The organism is Paenibacillus durus, from assembly GCF_000756615.1.
GTDB lineage: Bacteria > Bacillota > Bacilli > Paenibacillales > Paenibacillaceae > Paenibacillus_AQ > Paenibacillus_AQ durus.
Window position 1 is genome coordinate 5,614,119 of sequence record NZ_CP009288.1, and the last position, 18,012, is coordinate 5,632,130.

At 46.8% G+C, this 18,012-nt stretch carries 16 protein-coding genes and 1 pseudogene; 2 read left to right on the forward strand and 15 right to left on the reverse strand.

Annotated features, from left to right (window positions below; translation table 11 throughout):
* The first annotated feature begins 126 nt into the window (after positions 1–126).
* A complete protein-coding gene (locus PDUR_RS24775) occupies positions 127–2,016 on the forward strand; it encodes an LTA synthase family protein (RefSeq protein ID WP_042208611.1) in 1,890 nt (629 codons plus the stop codon).
* A gap of 177 nt (positions 2,017–2,193) precedes the next feature.
* Here PDUR_RS24775 and PDUR_RS24780 read toward each other — a convergent pair whose 3' ends face one another.
* From PDUR_RS24780 to PDUR_RS24800, 5 genes are all read right to left on the reverse strand, one after another.
* Positions 2,194–2,625, reverse strand: a complete 432-nt coding sequence (locus PDUR_RS24780) for a MarR family winged helix-turn-helix transcriptional regulator (protein ID WP_052410387.1) — start codon at positions 2,623–2,625, stop codon at positions 2,194–2,196.
* Between the two features lie 139 nt (positions 2,626–2,764).
* Positions 2,765–3,217, reverse strand: a complete 453-nt coding sequence (locus PDUR_RS24785; protein WP_042208612.1) for an RHS repeat domain-containing protein — start codon at positions 3,215–3,217, stop codon at positions 2,765–2,767.
* Between the two features lie 592 nt (positions 3,218–3,809).
* Positions 3,810–4,382: a hypothetical protein gene (locus PDUR_RS24790; protein ID WP_042208613.1), complete on the reverse strand. Its 573-nt coding sequence runs from the start codon at positions 4,380–4,382 to the stop codon at positions 3,810–3,812.
* A 40-nt stretch (positions 4,383–4,422) separates the two neighbouring features.
* Positions 4,423–4,794 (reverse strand): hypothetical protein, encoded by a 372-nt coding sequence (locus tag PDUR_RS24795; protein WP_156130607.1) that lies wholly within the window; start codon positions 4,792–4,794, stop codon positions 4,423–4,425.
* Positions 4,795–5,074: 280 nt separating this feature from the next.
* The gene (locus PDUR_RS24800) at positions 5,075–5,824 is read right to left on the reverse strand and encodes a PdaC/SigV domain-containing protein (protein WP_042208615.1); all 750 of its coding nucleotides are present in this window, start codon (positions 5,822–5,824) and stop codon (positions 5,075–5,077) included.
* 60 nt (positions 5,825–5,884) lie between these two features.
* Between PDUR_RS24800 and PDUR_RS24810 the strand changes: the two genes are divergently transcribed.
* Positions 5,885–7,028, forward strand: a protein-coding gene (locus tag PDUR_RS24810; RefSeq protein ID WP_218918414.1) for an IS3 family transposase whose coding sequence is annotated in 2 segments (ribosomal slippage) — positions 5,885–6,159 and positions 6,158–7,028 — 1,146 coding nt in all. Because the reading frame shifts where the segments join, the coding sequence is not laid out codon by codon here.
* 112 nt (positions 7,029–7,140) lie between these two features.
* Here the strand turns inward: PDUR_RS24810 and PDUR_RS28975 are convergent.
* The 10 genes and pseudogenes from PDUR_RS28975 to PDUR_RS24865 all read right to left on the reverse strand — a co-directional run bounded on the left by PDUR_RS28975 (position 7,141) and on the right by PDUR_RS24865 (position 17,990).
* Positions 7,141–7,284: a hypothetical protein gene (locus PDUR_RS28975; protein ID WP_156130609.1), complete on the reverse strand. Its 144-nt coding sequence runs from the start codon at positions 7,282–7,284 to the stop codon at positions 7,141–7,143.
* A gap of 518 nt (positions 7,285–7,802) precedes the next feature.
* The gene (locus PDUR_RS24815; protein ID WP_042208616.1) at positions 7,803–8,567 is read right to left on the reverse strand and encodes a DUF4163 domain-containing protein; all 765 of its coding nucleotides are present in this window, start codon (positions 8,565–8,567) and stop codon (positions 7,803–7,805) included.
* A gap of 50 nt (positions 8,568–8,617) precedes the next feature.
* Entirely contained in the window at positions 8,618–9,778 is a 1,161-nt protein-coding gene (locus PDUR_RS27560; RefSeq protein WP_081949649.1) for an RHS repeat-associated core domain-containing protein, read from the reverse strand.
* A 95-nt stretch (positions 9,779–9,873) separates the two neighbouring features.
* Positions 9,874–11,466, reverse strand: a complete 1,593-nt coding sequence (gene tnpC / locus PDUR_RS24825; RefSeq protein WP_042208617.1) for an IS66 family transposase — start codon at positions 11,464–11,466, stop codon at positions 9,874–9,876.
* 55 nt (positions 11,467–11,521) lie between these two features.
* On the reverse strand, positions 11,522–11,791 hold the full coding sequence (gene tnpB, locus PDUR_RS24830) for an IS66 family insertion sequence element accessory protein TnpB (RefSeq protein WP_169744942.1): 270 nt from the start codon (positions 11,789–11,791) through the stop codon (positions 11,522–11,524).
* Between the two features lie 25 nt (positions 11,792–11,816).
* A complete protein-coding gene (locus PDUR_RS24835) occupies positions 11,817–13,412 on the reverse strand; it encodes an IS1634 family transposase (protein ID WP_042207572.1) in 1,596 nt (531 codons plus the stop codon).
* Between the two features lie 208 nt (positions 13,413–13,620).
* Positions 13,621–13,944, reverse strand: coding sequence for an IS66 family insertion sequence element accessory protein TnpA (gene tnpA, locus PDUR_RS24840; RefSeq protein WP_042208618.1), 324 nt, complete (start codon positions 13,942–13,944; stop codon positions 13,621–13,623).
* Positions 13,945–14,217: 273 nt separating this feature from the next.
* A complete protein-coding gene (locus PDUR_RS24850; RefSeq protein ID WP_042208620.1) occupies positions 14,218–14,544 on the reverse strand; it encodes a hypothetical protein in 327 nt (108 codons plus the stop codon).
* A gap of 24 nt (positions 14,545–14,568) precedes the next feature.
* Positions 14,569–16,197, reverse strand: coding sequence for a polymorphic toxin-type HINT domain-containing protein (locus PDUR_RS24855; protein ID WP_081949653.1), 1,629 nt, complete (start codon positions 16,195–16,197; stop codon positions 14,569–14,571).
* A gap of 656 nt (positions 16,198–16,853) precedes the next feature.
* Positions 16,854–17,990, reverse strand: a pseudogene (locus tag PDUR_RS24865) (IS3 family transposase).
* Between the last annotated feature and the right edge of the window lie 22 nt (positions 17,991–18,012).

The window sequence follows — 18,012 nt, forward strand, 5'->3', positions numbered from 1 at the left end:
CCTCCTTTCCACAACTTTCCGGCTGTTCTTGCTGGCGTCACCAAAAAATGCCGCTTTTTACCTTTTATCGCATTATTTCTAGTTTTGACATTCCGTTTACATAACGGCATAATGGATTTTGTTACGATGGTTAGCATCCAGAAAGAAGGCGATGCCGTGTCATTTATTAACGTTAGACGGTGGTTGACTAAACCTTTTATTTTTTTCACCATCATGCTTATTCTTAAGAGCTATTTGGCCTGGGCGGTGATCTTCGATAATCTGCTGCCGTGGAAGTCGCTGCTGACCGAGATTCCCTTTGCCTGGGCGTTATTCTGCATTATCGAGCGTTTCGCGTCTAAGCGCAAGCTTGGCTATTATATGACGGTTAACCTGCTGGTAACGGCGATTTTTTTCGCGGCTATCATGTATTTCAAATATTACGGAGTTATCGTAACCTATCATGCGGCTGAGCAGGTCAATCAGGTGACCGCCGTCCGCAACAGCGTATTTTCACTGATGGACCCTTATTATCTGCTTATTTTCGCCGATGTCATCGTGCTGGGATATTATTTTCTTTTTAATCGGAATGGCCGGAATTACAAAAAAGAGCAAATTAACCGGGGACGCGGCAGCCGGAAATTCTCGGCTCTGTTCGCTGCGTCGCTGGCGCTGTGTCTGTTCAATGTGCTGCCGAACAAAGCCAGCATGAATGAAATCAAGAAAGCGCAAGAGATGGGCATCCTCAATTATGAGGCCTATACCATCTTCGCTCAAGAAAAAATCGACCTGGTGAAGGCTAGCGATATTACACAGGAATCCATTGATAAGGCCAAGGGAATCAGCGCTCCCGCAAATCCGAAGCTGCAGGGGGCGGCCAAGGGCAAGAACCTGATTATCGTCCAGATGGAATCGCTGCAGAACTTTCTGATCGGACTTAAGATCGACGGCAAAGAGATCACTCCGAACCTAAATGCCGTAATGAAAGAAAGCCTGTATTTCCCGAATTTCTATCAAATGGTCGGCCAGGGCAACACCTCGGATGCGGAGTTTGTCGTCAATACGTCCTTTTACATCCCTCCCCGGGGCGCGGCCACCCAAATGTACGTCGACAAGGTGCTGCCGAGCCTGCCGCGTCTGATGGAGAAGAACGGCTACCAGACGGCCACCTTCCACACGAATGATGTAGAGTTCTGGAACCGCGGGGAGCTGTACAGCTCACTTGGATGGGGCAAATATTACGACCATAAGTTCTTTGGGGACGAGGACACCTTCTTCTTCGGGCCTTCCGATGAGGTGCTGTACCGCAAGACAACCGCCAAGCTGAAGGAAATGAGCGCAAGCAGCCAGCCGTTCTACGCCCAGATCATTTCCATGTCGTCCCATCATCCGTTTACGATTCCTTCTGAAAAATACAAGATGAAGCTGCCGGAGCGTTATGAAGGCACTTTTGTCGGTGACTACATCCGGGCGCAGAACTACGCCGATTACGCTTTTGGCCAACTGGTTCAGGAGCTTAAAGAGACCGGCCTTTGGGACAACAGCTTGATTATGATCTATGGCGATCATATGGGCCTGCCGATTTACTCGCTCGATCATGACGACAAAGAGCTGATGACCGAGATTTACGGCCATGAATACGGGTATGGCAATATGACCAATATTGCGCTGATGATTCACGGCGCGGGCAGCGCGCAGCCGCAGACTCTGGAGCAGGTCGGAGGAGAGATTGATATTTTGCCGACCGCCGCCAATCTGCTTGGCATATCTCTGAAGGATCATCTGCATTTTGGCCAGGATATCATTAATCAGAACTATAACCTTCTGCCCGAGCGTTATTATTTGCCTACCGGCTCGTTTATCTCAAGCTCCGGACTGCTTATTCCCGGCAACAGCTTCGAGGACAACACCCAGTATCCGATCGCGCTCAGCAGCAAGCCGCCCGCCGCCACAGAGGATGAATATAACCGTGCGCTCCGGCTGCTGCAGCTCTCCGACAGCTACGTCTCGCAGCTTCCCGAGAAGAAAGCCGAATAGGCTGCGCTCCTTAAATCACGGCTGCGCTTTTTGCGCAGCCGTGCTGATGTAAGAAGCCTCCGTTCAGAGATAAGCGTTAGTCCCGCATCAACGCCAAAAACCATGCTCCATTACTGAGCATGGTTTTTGTTCGTCTACGGAGCCCGCCGTACGTTCCCGGCGGCTCGGCAGAAGCGCTTAACGCTCCTGCCTTTCCAGCATATCGTAATATTCGGCGAAACGCGTAAGCTCCTCAGGCGTCAGAATCGACAGATACTCATCCAGCGAGATCAGGGAGCGGCGCTGTCCTTCAGCCCGGATCTCCTCTCCCTTTTCAGTGAGCGTCACCACTACGGCTCTACGGTCGTGCTCGTCCGGCTCCCGGCGGATCAGACCTACTCCTTCCATACGGTCAAGCATGACCGTAACCGCACTGGATTTGACCTCCATCCGTTCGGCAAGCCGTACCACCCTTGCCCTTCCCTCGTTGGCTATCATATTCAGCAAAATGAACTGGGGAAACGTCAGTCCAAGCTCCGCTTGCAGGCCGATCCCCGATATTATTTTTCGCTGCACCCTCCACATGGATAATCCGATTTGTTCTACAAGCGGATCAATCTGTCGCGACATTTGCATTTCACCTCCCGTTCATTGTTATAGTTCCAGCGTATCATTTTGCCCGCTTCCCATACAAGATTCCATCTTATTAATTCCACTTATTAACGCGCGAATACTTTAGAAACGCATGCCTCCCCTCGGGGGGATTGCTTTAAATGAGTTTATACAAAAATCTTGACAGACCCACTGGGTTTTCCTTCACCAGTTCCGTTGTGATATCCTCGGTTGGCTCCACTTCCTCCGTTACGAGGTCGGTGATTCCTGCAGAGGTGTCGGTAACCGTTTCTTCCGCCGCTGCCAAAGTTACGGTCTGCTCCTCGCTTGGCTTGCTCTTAGCCTTGCTATTACCTTTGCCATTGGCGTTGCCATTGCCGGGATGGTAGTCCGGATCGATATTGCCGCTCTCGTCTTCCGGTCCCTGCAGGGAGCCCGGGCTGCCGTTGCCGCTTCCGAGATCCCCCATCCAGCCAATCCCTTCACGCACACGCTCGCCATACCGGTTGTACATGCCGGTCACCAGGCGCCAGACATCGTATTCGTAGCGGGCCGCTACTTTGCCCTCGGCATCCGTCAGCGCGACGACATCCCCATGGCCGTTATACACATACCAATAGGTCTGTCCCTTGTACGTAATCGTCAGCGGCCGCTCGTTCGTATCGTATGAATACGACTTCGTGACCCCGCCGGCTCCATCCCGTTCCTCGGTGATGACCCAAGTATCGCCTTTATAGACATAGTTCGTTACTTCTTGCGTTTCGCCCGTATGATTGAACCGGGTCTTGCTGATTCGGCTCCCTCTCTTCCCTCTTGCGAGGCCTTTTTGACGACGCGGCAGGATTCACTTCATGTTACGGCCTGGCATGTCGCTCGCCCTGTCTCTGACCGGTACTTTCATCGATACGCTTCTACGCACAGATTTCGCCGCACGTAGGTATCCTAGCTACACGGGGACTTGGCCCCTCCCGTGACCGGACTTGCACCGGCTAGAAGATGCGTGCTTATCTGGGCACGCGCAAAAAGAAAAACCACATGGAGTTGTTACACTCGCATGTGGCTTAGAACTGACTTAGAATAACTTCTATTCGTTATTATTTTTAAATCAAACAGTATACTATGTTTTGATAACTGGACAAATACATATCTTTACAACTTTATTTTGCACACTTAACAAACGTCGACGTTGTCCAAACTCCTCTTTAATCTTCTACTATCCTTGCATGGTACCAGTGAGCTGATATCTTCTTTAACTTAAAGTGCCTTTTTGTATCCGGCTTATTTACATATTTAGGTTTATGACCGTCTCTTCTGTTTACCAATGAATATAGACCATTTTCGATTTCAAATTCTACTTGGTCCTTATAAACTCTAATTACGGATAAATATGCCATATCGCCCTGATGAAAAGCATTTGCATTTATTTTCTCCAGAGATTTTTTCTCTCTTTGGCTCATCGTTACTTCAACGAAATCTTCAGTCTTGAATTTTTCATAACTTAAATGAACTGTTCCATCAGAATTCTCACTTACAAGTATATAAGAGTCCTTCATTTGTCCTTTGCTAAACTCACGATAAGCCAAGTCCGCTATAGTCTGGAAATCGCTTTTATAGGTATCAAAATCTCTTACTTTGTACTCCCAAATAGATTCGTACCACATAATAGTCGCTGGTAAAAAATTATAAATCCCTAATAACACACTAAATGAAATGATGGCTATCAATACCGATTTAATTAACGATTTAATTTTTTTGTTTTTGTTAATTTCATTCATTCAATCAATCCTTTCTTAATAGTTTCTGGGAATATTACTGTTACAGCTTTTCATCAAACTCAATAATGGTTAGAAAAGGTTTATGTCTTCCTTTTAATTGTGTTAACCATTTCAAAGGTATTTTCTTTATTCTATCTCTCGCTAACGTGATTACAGCTATGTTCTGCCCCTTGCAAGCATATTCTATAAGAATTTTCAGTAAACTCATACCAATTTCAAGTGGGGATTTTTCGAAATTTTCAATACTGTCATAAGCATCAGGTAGTACTTTATCAAGAACTTCTCGTATTTGTAATTCGTATGGGTGAACAATGTGTCTTTTGAGAATTACCCATCCGCTGAGTGACGGTTTTAGCGGCGGCTTTAGCAGCGGATGAAGCGGCGTCTTTAGTTGAAAATTTACCAACACCACCAGCGTATTAACGCGTGACTATTGCATATACCGTTTTGTTTAGCTTCATTTCTTCGCCAATTAGCATAGTCAAGTAACTTGTTTTTAACCCAATACGATTTTCCAACACTATTGCTATAGGGGCTACTCTAAGTTAAGAGCCTGAATAAATATCTAAAGGTATTATTATTGTTCTGTTCACCATATACGGGCTGAAAAATGGATCGTAACTTTGCTCGAGCTAGCATCTTCAGGTGAATAATTCATGGAATATTCAAGTAATTCTAAAGATGAATCTGTGCTATTTTTTATTGTTGCTTTCAAAGGTAGGGTTTAACAAGTCGTTCCATATTTCGTTTTCTGTTTTTGTATTATCTTTAATATCTTGATACTTAATTTCAAATTCTGCATGGTCCCCAATAGCATGACTAACACTTATTGAGATTCCCAGGGAGTCATTTGTGAAGTAACTGAACACATCAGATTGCTTCTCTGTACCAATATTGTCTAAAGAATCTGCATCTTTAAAATTCTGCTGAACTTCTTCGTTAGTGATATGTTTGAGTGCCTCTCCCTGTTCTGGCCACAATGCCTTAAATCCATCGTTTAAAAATTTGCTGGCTAAATCTTCATCAATATTCACGATGTCTTTTAATCTCAATCTCTTTCCTGCCTTGATGTTAATATTTGTAGTGTAAAACAAGTTGTTTGGATGTGCTGCATTACTAACATAACCAACTCCCGAATATTGAATGCTTAAAATATTTGTAGTCTTTAAGACAATTTTGTAATCAATATTAACATCCACGGAGCCGTATGGTTCTTCGTAATACTTCAGTACTTTTAAAGCTTCATCCTTCAAAGTATTATTAATCTTTTTCTGCTTATCAACATCAATCAATCCTGATAACTGTGGATATTTTATATTGTAGTTTAATTTATCGGTACTTTTCGAGTCAGTAAACTCAGTTATTTTATAATTAATATCATTTGAAATACTCAGTTTTTGTTGATTATTAGGATCGTTGGTATTTTCCACTTTAGATGCCATTGTAGGTGCTTTATATAATGCTACATAGAATCTAGACAGCAAAAAAGGAGATTCTTAGTTGTGCCAACATCAAGACGAACATTCACGCCGGAAGAAAAAGCACGAATTGTACTGGAGATTCTAAGAGAAGAAAAGTCCATTTCGCAGCTGGCTTCGGAAGAAGGAATCCATCCCAATGTGTTAAATCGCTGGAAGAATGAAGCGACTCAAAATCTGGCTCAGCTCTTTGTAGACGACCGGAAAGGGATCACGAAGATGAAAAAAGAATACGAGCAGCAGATCGAAGACCTCTACGCCGAAGTGGGTAAACTGACCACCCAATTGTCGTGGCTCAAAAAAAAATCTGGCCGATAATCTCAGCCGTGCCGAACGGTTGCTCCTCGTCGAGTATGGGAACGCTGAACTTTCCATTCAAACGCAGGCGGACTTGCTCAGCCTGAATCGTTCCAGCCTGTATTACAAGCCGGTCCCTCCCTCCCCGGAGGAAATTCGCCTCAAGCACCGGATTGACGAGCTTTACACCCGCCATTCGTTTATGGGTTACCGGACGATTGCGGCCATCATGAACCGGGAAGGGGATGCTATTCATCCCAACACCGTACGGCGGTATATGCGGGAAATGGGGATCATGGCGATCTTCCCCGGTCCTAACCTGAGTAAGCGAGACCTACAGCACCGGATCTACCCGTACCTGCTGCGTAAGCTGCCGATTACAGCGCCGGATCAGGTCTGGAGTGTCGATATTACCTATATCCGCATGAAACAGGGCTGGATGTATCTGTATGCCGTCATGGACTGGTATTCGCGCTTCATTGTGGACTGGCAACTGGATCAAAGTCTGGAAATTGACTTTGTCCTGGAAACCATGAAACGCGCCTTGGCCCGTCGTGTTCCGTCCATCGTGAACAGCGACCAGGGCAGCCACTTCACCAGTCCCAAGTACATTGATCTGCTCAAGGAAAAGGAGATTCGGATCAGCATGGACGGGAAGGGCCGAGCGACAGACAATATTGTCATTGAGCGCTTTTGGCGCAGCCTAAAGTACAACGAAATTTACATCAACGAGTATGGCAGTCCAAGAGAGACCCGGCAGGGTGTAGGAGGATATATCCATTTGCATAATCACTACCTGCCTCATCAGTCCCTGCAAAACCATACGCCGGCTGCTGTGTATAACCAGGAGGTCATGCTTTCATCCACATAGGAATAAGGTGAAGGGAACTTTGTTCCCCTCCCGCGCCTTCGCTTGGGCCTTGTCCTCCACCTACAACAGCTCTACTTTTCACTTTGCACTTTTTTTCACACCTTAAATATATTCAAATCTCTGTCTTGACATCTTGTAGCACCATATTAGTTTCTTTATTATCATTTGTTTGCACTCTATTATCACTTTCGTTGCAAGCACCCAAACTCAAAGTAAGCACTAATAGAAAAATTGCAATAACAACCTTTTTTGCCATATATCCACTTCCTCTCTTAGCTCCTTTTTATTACGATATCTTCCTGCTAACGCTGCCGCCATCGGAGTTGGTAATGTAATAGTCGTAAATTCATCCTCATAAGCTGTATCTTTAAATTTCATTGCTTGAAAAAAGTGTTCAGGAGTAGCCCATATCTTTCCTTTTACCTGGATCGAATAGAAGTTTTATATTCACAGGGTGTTACAGTGAGTAATCCCGATTAACCTTTCATTTCCATAAGTCCTGCGCGATCTACAACTTACTCACCGAAAATAATCACATCACATTAAAAATCACATCATAAGTTCCGTGTAAAAAACCACATGGAGTTGTTTGAAGTGCACCCTTTAGAATGGACAATGGAAAAGGCCATGATCATTCTGATGAAATTCTGGGGTACTTGAGATCAACTCGCATGTGGCATCCTTACTTACAAGCCATTTGATTTATTTCTTTCTTAGTGTGGATTTTAGGGTTACAAACAATCGAGATTACGGAAAGCCAAGCTTTTGTGAATGTTACGGTGTAATATCTCCCCTGAGCTTAGATTGTATGTCTGAATTCATTTTTTGTTTTATTTCATCATAACTAATCTCCAATTCGGCATGATCTCCAACTGCATGTGGAACCTCCACACTAATTCCCAAAGAATCATTAGTTAAGTAGCTACTTATTCCGGACTCTCTGGAGTCTGCATCTTTTAACATACTAATCCACTCCTGATCAGTCCATTCATTAAGAGTAGACCTTTGCTCATTTATTGTAGACTGTAACTCTCCTTCTCTAAATTCAGTTACAAATTCTTCATCAATATCCACCATATCTTTTAATTTCAGCGCTACAGACTTATCCATATCAATGTTAATAGAATAGAATATATCATTAGGATGTGCAGCACCTTCATCATAAGTATAGCCCGAAAACTGAATACTGAGAAAATGTTCACTTTTAAATTTCACCTTATAGTTAAGATCTAAACTAAAGGTATCCATATCCTCTGTCGAGTAGTTATCCAAATAACCATAAGCCCGTTTCTTTATCATTTCATTCAATTTCATTTGCTTATCCTGATCATTTAAATTTATGATTTGCGGATAACGAACTGTAATCGAATCCTTATAGGTATAAGCTTCAGATTTAAAATCATAAGAAATTTTATCCTGTGTTGATTCAGGCTGATCGTTATTAACATCACTTTCATGAATCGACCCACTGCTAATTCTACACGCTGTAACCACAATCGCTAAAAGAGTGAATAATAGTACTAAAACACTTTTCCTCATTTAAGATTCCTCACTACCTTTTTTTGAAATACGATTAAAAGTGCATTGTATTATTTTATCACTTGTTTCGTTAATTTATAGGCCTTCTGTCTTTCTGGCCATCCATTGGGCAATCCTGTACGTTTATTGAATCCGTTAACCTTTTTTGAAATTGCTAGAAGAGCAGAGTCTCCTTTATCAGCAAGTGGGTTTAAATTTTTGTACAAAGCCCAAAAATACCCTGCTGATTCCCATGCATAATTATCTATCACAAAGCTGTAGCCCTTTTCTACAATAGTCTGATCTCCTACATAATCAGCAAATCTCTGGTATACATCTCTACCTGTTATTTGCATATACCCTGCACCTCTAAATTTCGGGCCATCCCCGGGTTTATTTCCAATATCTGTTCGGTGATCATATTTATTTTTAAAGTACTCCTCTGGGTCCCCATTATGCTTTTCTCTAATAGACCGACCATAGTCAGATTCGTGCATAACCTGTGCAAGGAAATGCCTAATCCTCTCTTTTGAATTTATATGATATTTTTCCAATGTATAATTCAAACTACTCGCCATACTATCGGTAACGTTTATAAACTTCAGTTTAATAAGTTGTTTCTTAGCAACATATTTTTCATTAATATTTGTATTGTTGGTTGGTTTGGTGCACTGTCCCTCATCCCCTTCTTCACAAAATCTATTTCCACTTGGGTCCGTGTACATCAGCGGATTATTCATCACGTACGCATACAAATTCAGCGTAGGCGGGGCCTCGATCTCCCCTTCTACCGTATCCTCCGATATAAACCGGGCCGGACGCGGGTCGTAGTAGCGCGCTTGCAGGTAGTAGTACTGCGTCTTCCGATCCCAGTAATAGGCGGCATAGCGGTATGGGTTTTCCTTCACCAGATCCGTTGTGATATCCTCGGTTGGCTCCGCTTCCTCCGTTACGAGGTCGGTGATTCCTGCAGAGGTTTCGGTAACCGTTTGTTCCGCCGCTGCCGAATCGCCGGTTACGGTCTGTTCCTGGCTTGGCTCGCTATTGGCCTTGCCATTAGCCTTTCCATTAGCCTTACCATTGGCGTTGCCGTTGCCGGGATGGTAGTCCGGTTCGGTGTTGCCGCTCTCGTCTTCCGGTCCCTGCAAGGAGCCCGGGCTGCCGTTGCCGCTTCCGAGATCCCCCATCCAGCCAATCCCTTCACGCACACGCTCGCCATACCGGTTGTACATGCCGGTTACCAGACCCCAGGCATCGTATTCGTAGCGGGGTAAGCGTCAAATAGCCCACACCATGAAACAAGGTGTGGGCTGAAACCCGAATGAAATTAAGAAGTCAGGACGTGGCAGTGCGGAGGAAGATTGGGCGACCAGGGAAGGAACGGTTCCAGCACCTGCGGATCGTTCAGATTCTCCAGTTGTGGAAGCTGCTCGAATAGAAACGCCAGGTAACGGAAGGGATGCAGTCCATTCTCTTTGGCCGTTTCCATCACACTATAAATGACGCTGCTGGCCTGCGCACCGCGCGGTGTATTCGCAAACAGCCAATTTTTTCGACCGATTACAAACGGTTTAATGGAGCGTTCCGCCCGGTTGTTGTCTAACTCAATCCGGCCATCCTCCAGAAACAGCGTCAGCTTGTCCCATTGATTCAGGCAGTACCCTAACGCTTCGCCCAGTTTGCTTTTGGGTAAGGTTTTGCTTTTCTGTTGACGGAGCCACTCCCTAAAAGCTTCCAGAATCGGGAGGCTCCGCTCCCTGCGGACGTCTCGCCGTTCGTCTGGAGAAAGCTCATTCGTTTCCCGTTCAATCGCATATAGCCGGTTGCAGAATGTCAGGCCTTCCTGCGCGGCGGTTCCCACCTTCGGCTGCGACGGCGGAAGCGCCTTTAGCGCTTCGTCAAATCCCCGCCGTGCATGCGCCCAGCACCCGGCCAGCTTCACGCCTTTCACTTTATGGTAGCCCGCATACCCGTCAACCTGTAGAATCCCGCCAAATCCGGCCAGGAAATTCCGCGGATGTTCTCCACCCCGGGAAGGTTGGTACTCATACAGCACAACCGAAGGTCCACTGCTTCCGGTGCGGTACAGCCAGACGTAGGATTTCGACTCCGCCGACTTGCCGGGTTCGCGCAGCACCTGCAGCGTCGTTTCGTCCGCCTGCAGGATCTCCTGCTGCAGCAAGTGCAGCTTCATCACACGAAACATAGGTGAAAGCCACTGCTCGGAGGTGTAGATCATCCAGTTCGCCATCGTTTGGCGCGACAAGGGGAACCCCATTCGTGTGAAATCCTGCTCCTGCCGGTAAAGCGGTAGCCCATTTACGTACTTTTGGTACAGGACGTGGGCGAGCAGCGAAGGGGAGGCCAGACTGCCGGGATAGACCGGCCGGGGCATCGGTGCGGTCACAATCGGCGAGCGCTCCCCTTCGCGCTCGCATGTGCGGCAGGCATAGATGTGCCGCACATGGCGAATCACCTTGACCTGCGCCGGAACCACAGCAACTTCCTGCCGGGTTTCCGTGCTCATGTCATGCAGTACTCCCCCGCAGCAGGCGCAGATTTGCTCGCCCTCGGGCAATTCGTAGACAACGGTCTCGACCGGCAGCTTGGACAAATCTGCTTCGCGCTTACCGACCTGCTTGCGCCGTTCATAGGTAATCTGCTCGGTTTCCACCTCCGGTTCCGCCCTGGCCAGCACTTCGGCTTCATTGAATAGATTCAACTCCAGCTGCTCCGGGGACGTCTTCTCGCTGGAAGCGCCAAAGCGCCGGTGCTGGGCCAGGCGGAATTGTTCTTCATACCACTCCAGTTTGGCGGAAAGCTCAGCATTCTGCTGCTCTAGCTTGCGAATGTGTTGATCTTTCGATTGATTTTGTTGCTGGAGATTCTCCAGGGTAGGGTCGTTCGCGGGTGTCGTCATACCTCATAGATTCTCTCTGTCCCGCCTGAACTCCTGCTCGACTTCTGGTCTCGCGTCACATCACCTGCTCGACATCCACTTGGGGGTGAGCGTGTCTTTGTTGCAGAGAAAGACCGTCCAGCAGCCAGCGCAGCTCCCGCTCGGAAATCACCTGCGGCGAAACACTCTCAGCTTTCGGCCAAGCGAAGGTACCTTGTTCCAATCGGCGGTAGTACAGCCAAAAACCGGCGTGATCCCACTGCAGGATTTTGAGCTTATTCCGCTGCCGGTTGCAGAAGACAAACTGCGCCGTGGAGAACGGGTTTAGTTGAAATTGCTCCTGCACAATAGCACCTGGATTCCCGCCAAAATTATAACGAGGTTGGGGGCGGCACTTCTAAGGCTTCATAAAGTTCCATTTGCCGTTTGGTGATCTCGCCAAATTGCACCTCACATCCCGGCCGTTCATAACATTCAATGACATCGAGTTCATCCAGCAGTCCCTGCAGGGTATATCGCTGGAACAATTGCTTCTCTTGCATGACTTTCTTGATGTAAGACAAATAAATCAGGGCCACAAACTCGACAAACAGTTTTCCGTCCAAGCTCCGCTCGGAAGAAACCTCCATCCGGCGAAAGTTGAGGCGATCTTTCAAATTTCCAAATGCTTTCTCAATCACATCTTTATTACGGTAGGTAGACAACGCTTGGATCGGATCTTTGATCTCATTGCTGAGAAGCGCGAAATACCCATTGTTGCTCGCCGCTGCATCGATCGCTTCCTGTTTGGGCTTGATGCTCACTCCACGTTTGGGCGTGGCCTTCACTTCAAAGTATTTGGCATACATCTTTTCATGGGCAGGATCGCGTTTTCCACTCTCCAATTCTTGCTTCAACTTGGTCAGCAACCGATTGAGCTTGTTTGCCTCATCCGCTTCTTTTTCTTTGTTGAAGTACAGGTGCAGATACGCCCTGCGCTCTTCTTTCACCACATCCTTTTTGTAAGGCCGACTCTGCTCATACTGCCAGGTGATCGTAGTCGAGTAGGCATGCAAATTATGATCGGGATGGAAGGTTTCCCATTTGTGCAACTGCGGCTTCGCGGCTTCCAGTTCCTGCTGCACGTATTTCAGTGTGACACGTACCCCAATGAGGAATTTAAGATGATGCTGGTACATCGCGTTGACGTTCGCCTCACTGTAAAATCCGCGATCCATGACCAGCTTGATCTTCTTGTACGTAAAGAAATCCAAGTCTGCCAGCAGCTTTTTCATCGTCTGGACATCCGTAATGTTGCCCGGGAGCTTGCGGTAATAGAAAGGCAAATTAGACTGTTCCCCGAATAACAAAGCCAAATTCAATTGAGGCAAAAGATCGTGTTCCTTGTTCTTCCCATATTTGACTTGCTTCAAGCTTTCGGAGTAGCTGGATAACGTCGTGGTATCGTATGCCCAATATTCCTGCTCGGCTCGGCGGCGGCTCTGTAAACGAAAGAAGCGTTCACGGGCTTCTTCGGTAATCGAGGCAAAGAAATCGCTGCTGCGCTGGGACGGAATCTCTTTCCCATACGGATGACAATGGGTCAATGCCCATTTGGAAAATCGCATCAGCGGGTTATGATCTTCCAAAATCAAGTAGAAGGCAATGGATAGAAGCTGTTTATCGCATTCAGGAAAACATTGTTTCAAGTCTGCCGTAATGCCGAGCTTATCCCCGATGGCGTCGAGCAAATAGGTAGCCCCAGCGTAGAGACGTTTCGTCTCGGTTGCAGGAACAGGGCCGGGCTTGCGTGCGGGTTCTGGCTCCGCAAGTCTTTTGGATGGAAGCAGTTCACCGGTATGCGGGTCCAGTTTGCCAATGCAAACGCGGCGACTGCGGGATTGTTGTTTGGCTTTATCCCAGTAGTTCTCGGACTCGTAGACGTATGTAATGCCGTTCTTTTTATTCTTCAGATAGACCAATGCCATGTGTAATCTCCCCATTCCACGTTATAATTATAACGTGGAATGGGGAGATTTGCCAAGGTTTTTCGATAAAAAAGCCCGAGGCTACAAGGTTTTCACAGATTCCTCGTTATAATTTCGCGGGAATGCAGGATAGCAGCCAGGCCATCGATGGATTTACGCAAATCGGTGGCCCCGCAGGCCAGATAGACCTGAGGGGCAGGACGGAGGTTTAGCATGGGGATTCCAGGGCGCGAACCAGATCGCGCAGCAGCACGGGGTCGAAGCCGGGGGTGATTTCGATTCGGGCGGAGCCGACGTGTACGTGCAGGGAGGTGCCTGACGGGGACGCCGGAAGCGTAGCCAGGGAAACAAATTGCGGAGATGGTAAAATAGAAGTCGTGCTGGGGGTCTTCGGGGTTCTTTTATACAGCCAATATTTCAGTTGATCGGGCGTATACTCTTGCAAGGCGCACCATGCCTTCAAGCTCAGACCGCTTTGCCGGTAATCCGACATGCGGGCTTGCCAGAGCTCTCGCCGTTCTTCTCGATCCATTCGTCTTCGCCTCCGTCTTTTCGATAGCTTTATTTTGACAGAGGCATCGGGTTATTTAAAGGTGGGAAGTATTTGCCGCTTACGTTGAATAGGAGGGCGGCAATGCAAATAGGGTATACATTCAAGCATAATGCTGTGCGTACACTACCATGCACAGAATTTTCATACGGGGGTGATGAGGGTAAAGTTCGTTTGGACATAGCCGCCCGATTCATTCGGCACTGGGTGGGGGTAAAAAAGACCTTGAGGATTATCGCCCCCAAGGTCTTGGATTTATTGAAATACTACATGGAATAAGAACGCTTTTTTGTTATCAGTTGAAGAAAGTAGATAGTATTCAAATGAAGACTCTGTATCTTCCCTCACATAAAACGTTGATTTATATTCGATAAATCTTACTAGGGAGGCAAATATGGTCTTTGCCGCACTTAAGTTAAACTCTTTTAGCTTAATGACAATGTTATACTGGCCTTCACTATATTTTACAGAAGAATTAACAATATCTTGCCTTTCGAAGAAATCAGTTGTCTCTGACCAAATACCTATTTCATATTCTGTATTTAGCTTTTTTGATAACTCCAATAAAGTATCCTTATCCATTCCTTGTTATCAACTCCTTTACAATCATTTTTTGGGTTTTGGAATATACGTACCACCCTCAGCAGGAGAATGGACTGATACAATTCCACCACTTTCATTGGTTACAACCTTATTTCCACGAGCATCTGTATATTCCCAGGTCTTCCTCCCCTGGTCGTCAACTTTACTTTTTCTATTCTTTTTGTTGTTGTTAATGATATTATCAATCGTTTCTGCAGAAAACCCTCTTTCATTTGCCCGTTCAGCCCCATGCTCACTAAATGAATGGCCTCCCGGAGTCTTGTCTCCTGTTTTATAACAAAACTGAGTATTATGAACCCATATCCCAAGGCCACTAACGAAGTACGTATGGAACTCATCAACCGTCATATTGTAGACCGTGACGTGCTTGCGCTCCACCTCAATGCTGTCTATCTTGAGTGTATTCCCATCACTTTGAACTAGCAAGTCACCGGGCTTGAGGTCTTTGACGAACGTCCATCCCTTACCTTCTACATAGAACGGATGGTTATAAGTCGATTCTATAACTTGGTCGCCCACATGGATTTTATAAATCTCATCCGACTCATGATTGAACGTTGCCGTTACTACTTTATACGCTACCTCGCCTGTTACTTCATCCTTAGAGAGAACCTTATCCCCTACCTCGATTTTCTCGATAGGTTTCTCCCCTTCGTCTGTTTGAACCTTCGTTCCGCCTACAAAACAGTTACATGATTTTAAGGCTTTACCTGTCTTCTTAGAGCCAATTTTTTCTCCCGCAGAAGGCCGTTTGATCTTAATATGCTTCAGCTTTTTTGCTAATGCAGGAGCGACTTTTCCAATCAGGCCCATCGCTTTGGCGCTTCCGGCAAAGGAGATTAGCACCTCTCCCAGGTTTTCTCCATAGGTTCGGACCTGCCTGTTGCTTGGTTTTCCACCGAATACTTTACCCGTGTTTAACGCCAGGTATCTATACGGTCCAACTGCCGAATCGACGACGGATTTGCCCAGCTCTGTAAAAGAGATTTCCTTTTTATAAATGGCTTTGCCCAGCTGATATAATCCTTTGTACGTACTTGGGGACAGCAGTCCGGTGACCATTCCCTTCATAGAATCATACACCCCGCGACCCAAGTCGTCGTATTGATACCAGGCAATATGTCCCGTCGGGTCCGTGTACATCAGCGGATTATTCATCACGTACGCATACAAATTCAGCGTAGGCGGGGCCTCGATCTCCCCTTCTACCGTATCCTCCGATATAAACCGGGCCGGACGCGGGTCGTAGTAGCGCGCTTGCAGGTAGTAGTACTGTGTCTTCCGATCCCAGTAATAGGCGGCATAGCGGTATGGGTTTTCCTTCACCAGCTCCGTTGTGATATCCTCGGTTGGCTCCGCTTCCTCCGTTACGAGGTCGGTGACTCCTGCAGAGGTGTCGGTGACCGTTTCTTCCGCCGCTACCGAATCGCCGGTTGCGGTCTGTTCCTCGCTTGGCTTGCTCTTGCCATTACCTTTGCCATTAGCGTTGCCGTTGCCGGGATGGTAGTCCGGCTCGGTGTTGCCGCTCTCGTCTTCCGGTCCCTGCAAGGAGCCCGGGCTGCCGTTGCCGCTTCCGAGATCCCCCATCCAGCCAATCCCTTCACGCACACGCTCGCCATACCGATTGTACATGCCGGTCACCAGACCCCAGGCATCGTCGGGCCGCTACTTTGCCCTCGGCATCCGTCAGCGCGACGACATCCCCGTGGCCGTTGTACAGTTTAACGGTGTATTCAAGACCGATCATTTTTTTATATGCAAAAAAGAAAACCACATGGAGTTGTTACATACGCATGTGGTCAGCATTAGAAAGGTAAGGGTAAAAGTAATTAGTTCCCGCTTTCCTCCAATATTTTCGAAAATTCCTTCCAAACCCCATTTTCAGTATTTAAGAATTCTTTTATATCCTGATACTTCAATTCAAATTCTGTATGATCACCTGCACCATGAAGAGTGGTTAAACTAATACCAAGAGAATCCTTTGTAAAATAACTGAATGTAAAATTACTAATCTCAGATGAGGAATCAGCACCGTCAAGATATTTGAGTATTTCATCCGAAGTAGTCCTTTCTAGAAGATAACTTTTCACTACATCGTCTTGGATGTTTTTTGCTATATATCCCCTAAATTTACTGACAAATTATGGTGCTACAAGATGTCAAGACAGAGATTTGAATATATTTAAGGTGTGAAAAAAAGTGCAAAGTGAAAAGTAGAGCTGTTGTAGGTGGAGGACAAGGCCCAAGCGAAGGCGCGGGAGGGGAACAAAGTTCCCTTCACCTTATTCCTATGTGGATGAAAGCATGACCTCCTGGTTATACACAGCAGCCGGCGTATGGTTTTGCAGGGACTGATGAGGCAGGTAGTGATTATGCAAATGGATATATCCTCCTACACCCTGCCGGGTCTCTCTTGGACTGCCATACTCGTTGATGTAAATTTCGTTGTACTTTAGGCTGCGCCAAAAGCGCTCAATGACAATATTGTCTGTCGCTCGGCCCTTCCCGTCCATGCTGATCCGAATCTCCTTTTCCTTGAGCAGATCAATGTACTTGGGACTGGTGAAGTGGCTGCCCTGGTCGCTGTTCACGATGGACGGAACACGACGGGCCAAGGCGCGTTTCATGGTTTCCAGGACAAAGTCAATTTCCAGACTTTGATCCAGTTGCCAGTCCACAATGAAGCGCGAATACCAGTCCATGACGGCATACAGATACATCCAGCCCTGTTACTATAGGTAATATCGACACTCCAGACCTGATCCGGCGCTGTAATCGGCAGCTTACGCAGCAGGTACGGGTAGATCCGGTGCTGTAGGTCTCGCTTACTCAGGTTAGGACCGGGGAAGATCGCCATGATCCCCATTTCCCGCATATACCGCCGTACGGTGTTGGGATGAATAGCATCCCCTTCCCGGTTCATGATGGCCGCAATCGTCCGGTAACCCATAAACGAATGGCGGGTGTAAAGCTCGTCAATCCGGTGCTTGAGGCGAATTTCCTCCGGGGAGGGAGGGACCGGCTTGTAATACAGGCTGGAACGATTCAGGCTGAGCAAGTCCGCCTGCGTTTGAATGGAAAGTTCAGCGTTCCCATACTCGACGAGGAGCAACCGTTCGGCACGGCTGAGATTATCGGCCAGATTTTTTTTTGAGCCACGACAATTGGGTGGTCAGTTTACCCACTTCGGCGTAGAGGTCTTCGATCTGCTGCTCGTATTCTTTTTTCATCTTCGTGATCCCTTTCCGGTCGTCTACAAAGAGCTGAGCCAGATTTTGAGTCGCTTCATTCTTCCAGCGATTTAACACATTGGGATGGATTCCTTCTTCCGAAGCCAGCTGCGAAATGGACTTTTCTTCTCTTAGAATCTCCAGTACAATTCGTGCTTTTTCTTCCGGCGTGAATGTTCGTCTTGATGTTGGCACAACTAAGAATCTCCTTTTTTGC

Excerpts from the sequence above, each read along its gene's own strand:
- PDUR_RS24790 (WP_042208613.1), bottom strand. The coding sequence starts at position 4,382 with ATGAATGAAATTAACAAAAACAAAAAAATTAAATCGTTAATTAAATCG.
- PDUR_RS24855 (WP_081949653.1), bottom strand. The coding sequence starts at position 16,197 with ATGTACAATCGGTATGGCGAGCGTGTGCGTGAAGGGATTGGCTGGATG.
- tnpA (WP_042208618.1), bottom strand. The coding sequence starts at position 13,944 with ATGGATCGAGAAGAACGGCGAGAGCTCTGGCAAGCCCGCATGTCGGAT.
- PDUR_RS24800 (WP_042208615.1), bottom strand. The coding sequence starts at position 5,824 with ATGGCATCTAAAGTGGAAAATACCAACGATCCTAATAATCAACAAAAA.
- PDUR_RS24780 (WP_052410387.1), bottom strand. The coding sequence starts at position 2,625 with ATGTCGCGACAGATTGATCCGCTTGTAGAACAAATCGGATTATCCATG.
- tnpC (WP_042208617.1), bottom strand. The coding sequence starts at position 11,466 with ATGACGACACCCGCGAACGACCCTACCCTGGAGAATCTCCAGCAACAA.
- PDUR_RS28975 (WP_156130609.1), bottom strand. The coding sequence starts at position 7,284 with ATGGCAAAAAAGGTTGTTATTGCAATTTTTCTATTAGTGCTTACTTTG.
- PDUR_RS27560 (WP_081949649.1), bottom strand. The coding sequence starts at position 9,778 with ATGTACAACCGGTATGGCGAGCGTGTGCGTGAAGGGATTGGCTGGATG.
- PDUR_RS24850 (WP_042208620.1), bottom strand. The coding sequence starts at position 14,544 with ATGGATAAGGATACTTTATTGGAGTTATCAAAAAAGCTAAATACAGAA.
- PDUR_RS24815 (WP_042208616.1), bottom strand. The coding sequence starts at position 8,567 with ATGAGGAAAAGTGTTTTAGTACTATTATTCACTCTTTTAGCGATTGTG.
- PDUR_RS24775 (WP_042208611.1), top strand. The coding sequence starts at position 127 with ATGGTTAGCATCCAGAAAGAAGGCGATGCCGTGTCATTTATTAACGTT.
- PDUR_RS24835 (WP_042207572.1), bottom strand. The coding sequence starts at position 13,412 with ATGGCATTGGTCTATCTGAAGAATAAAAAGAACGGCATTACATACGTC.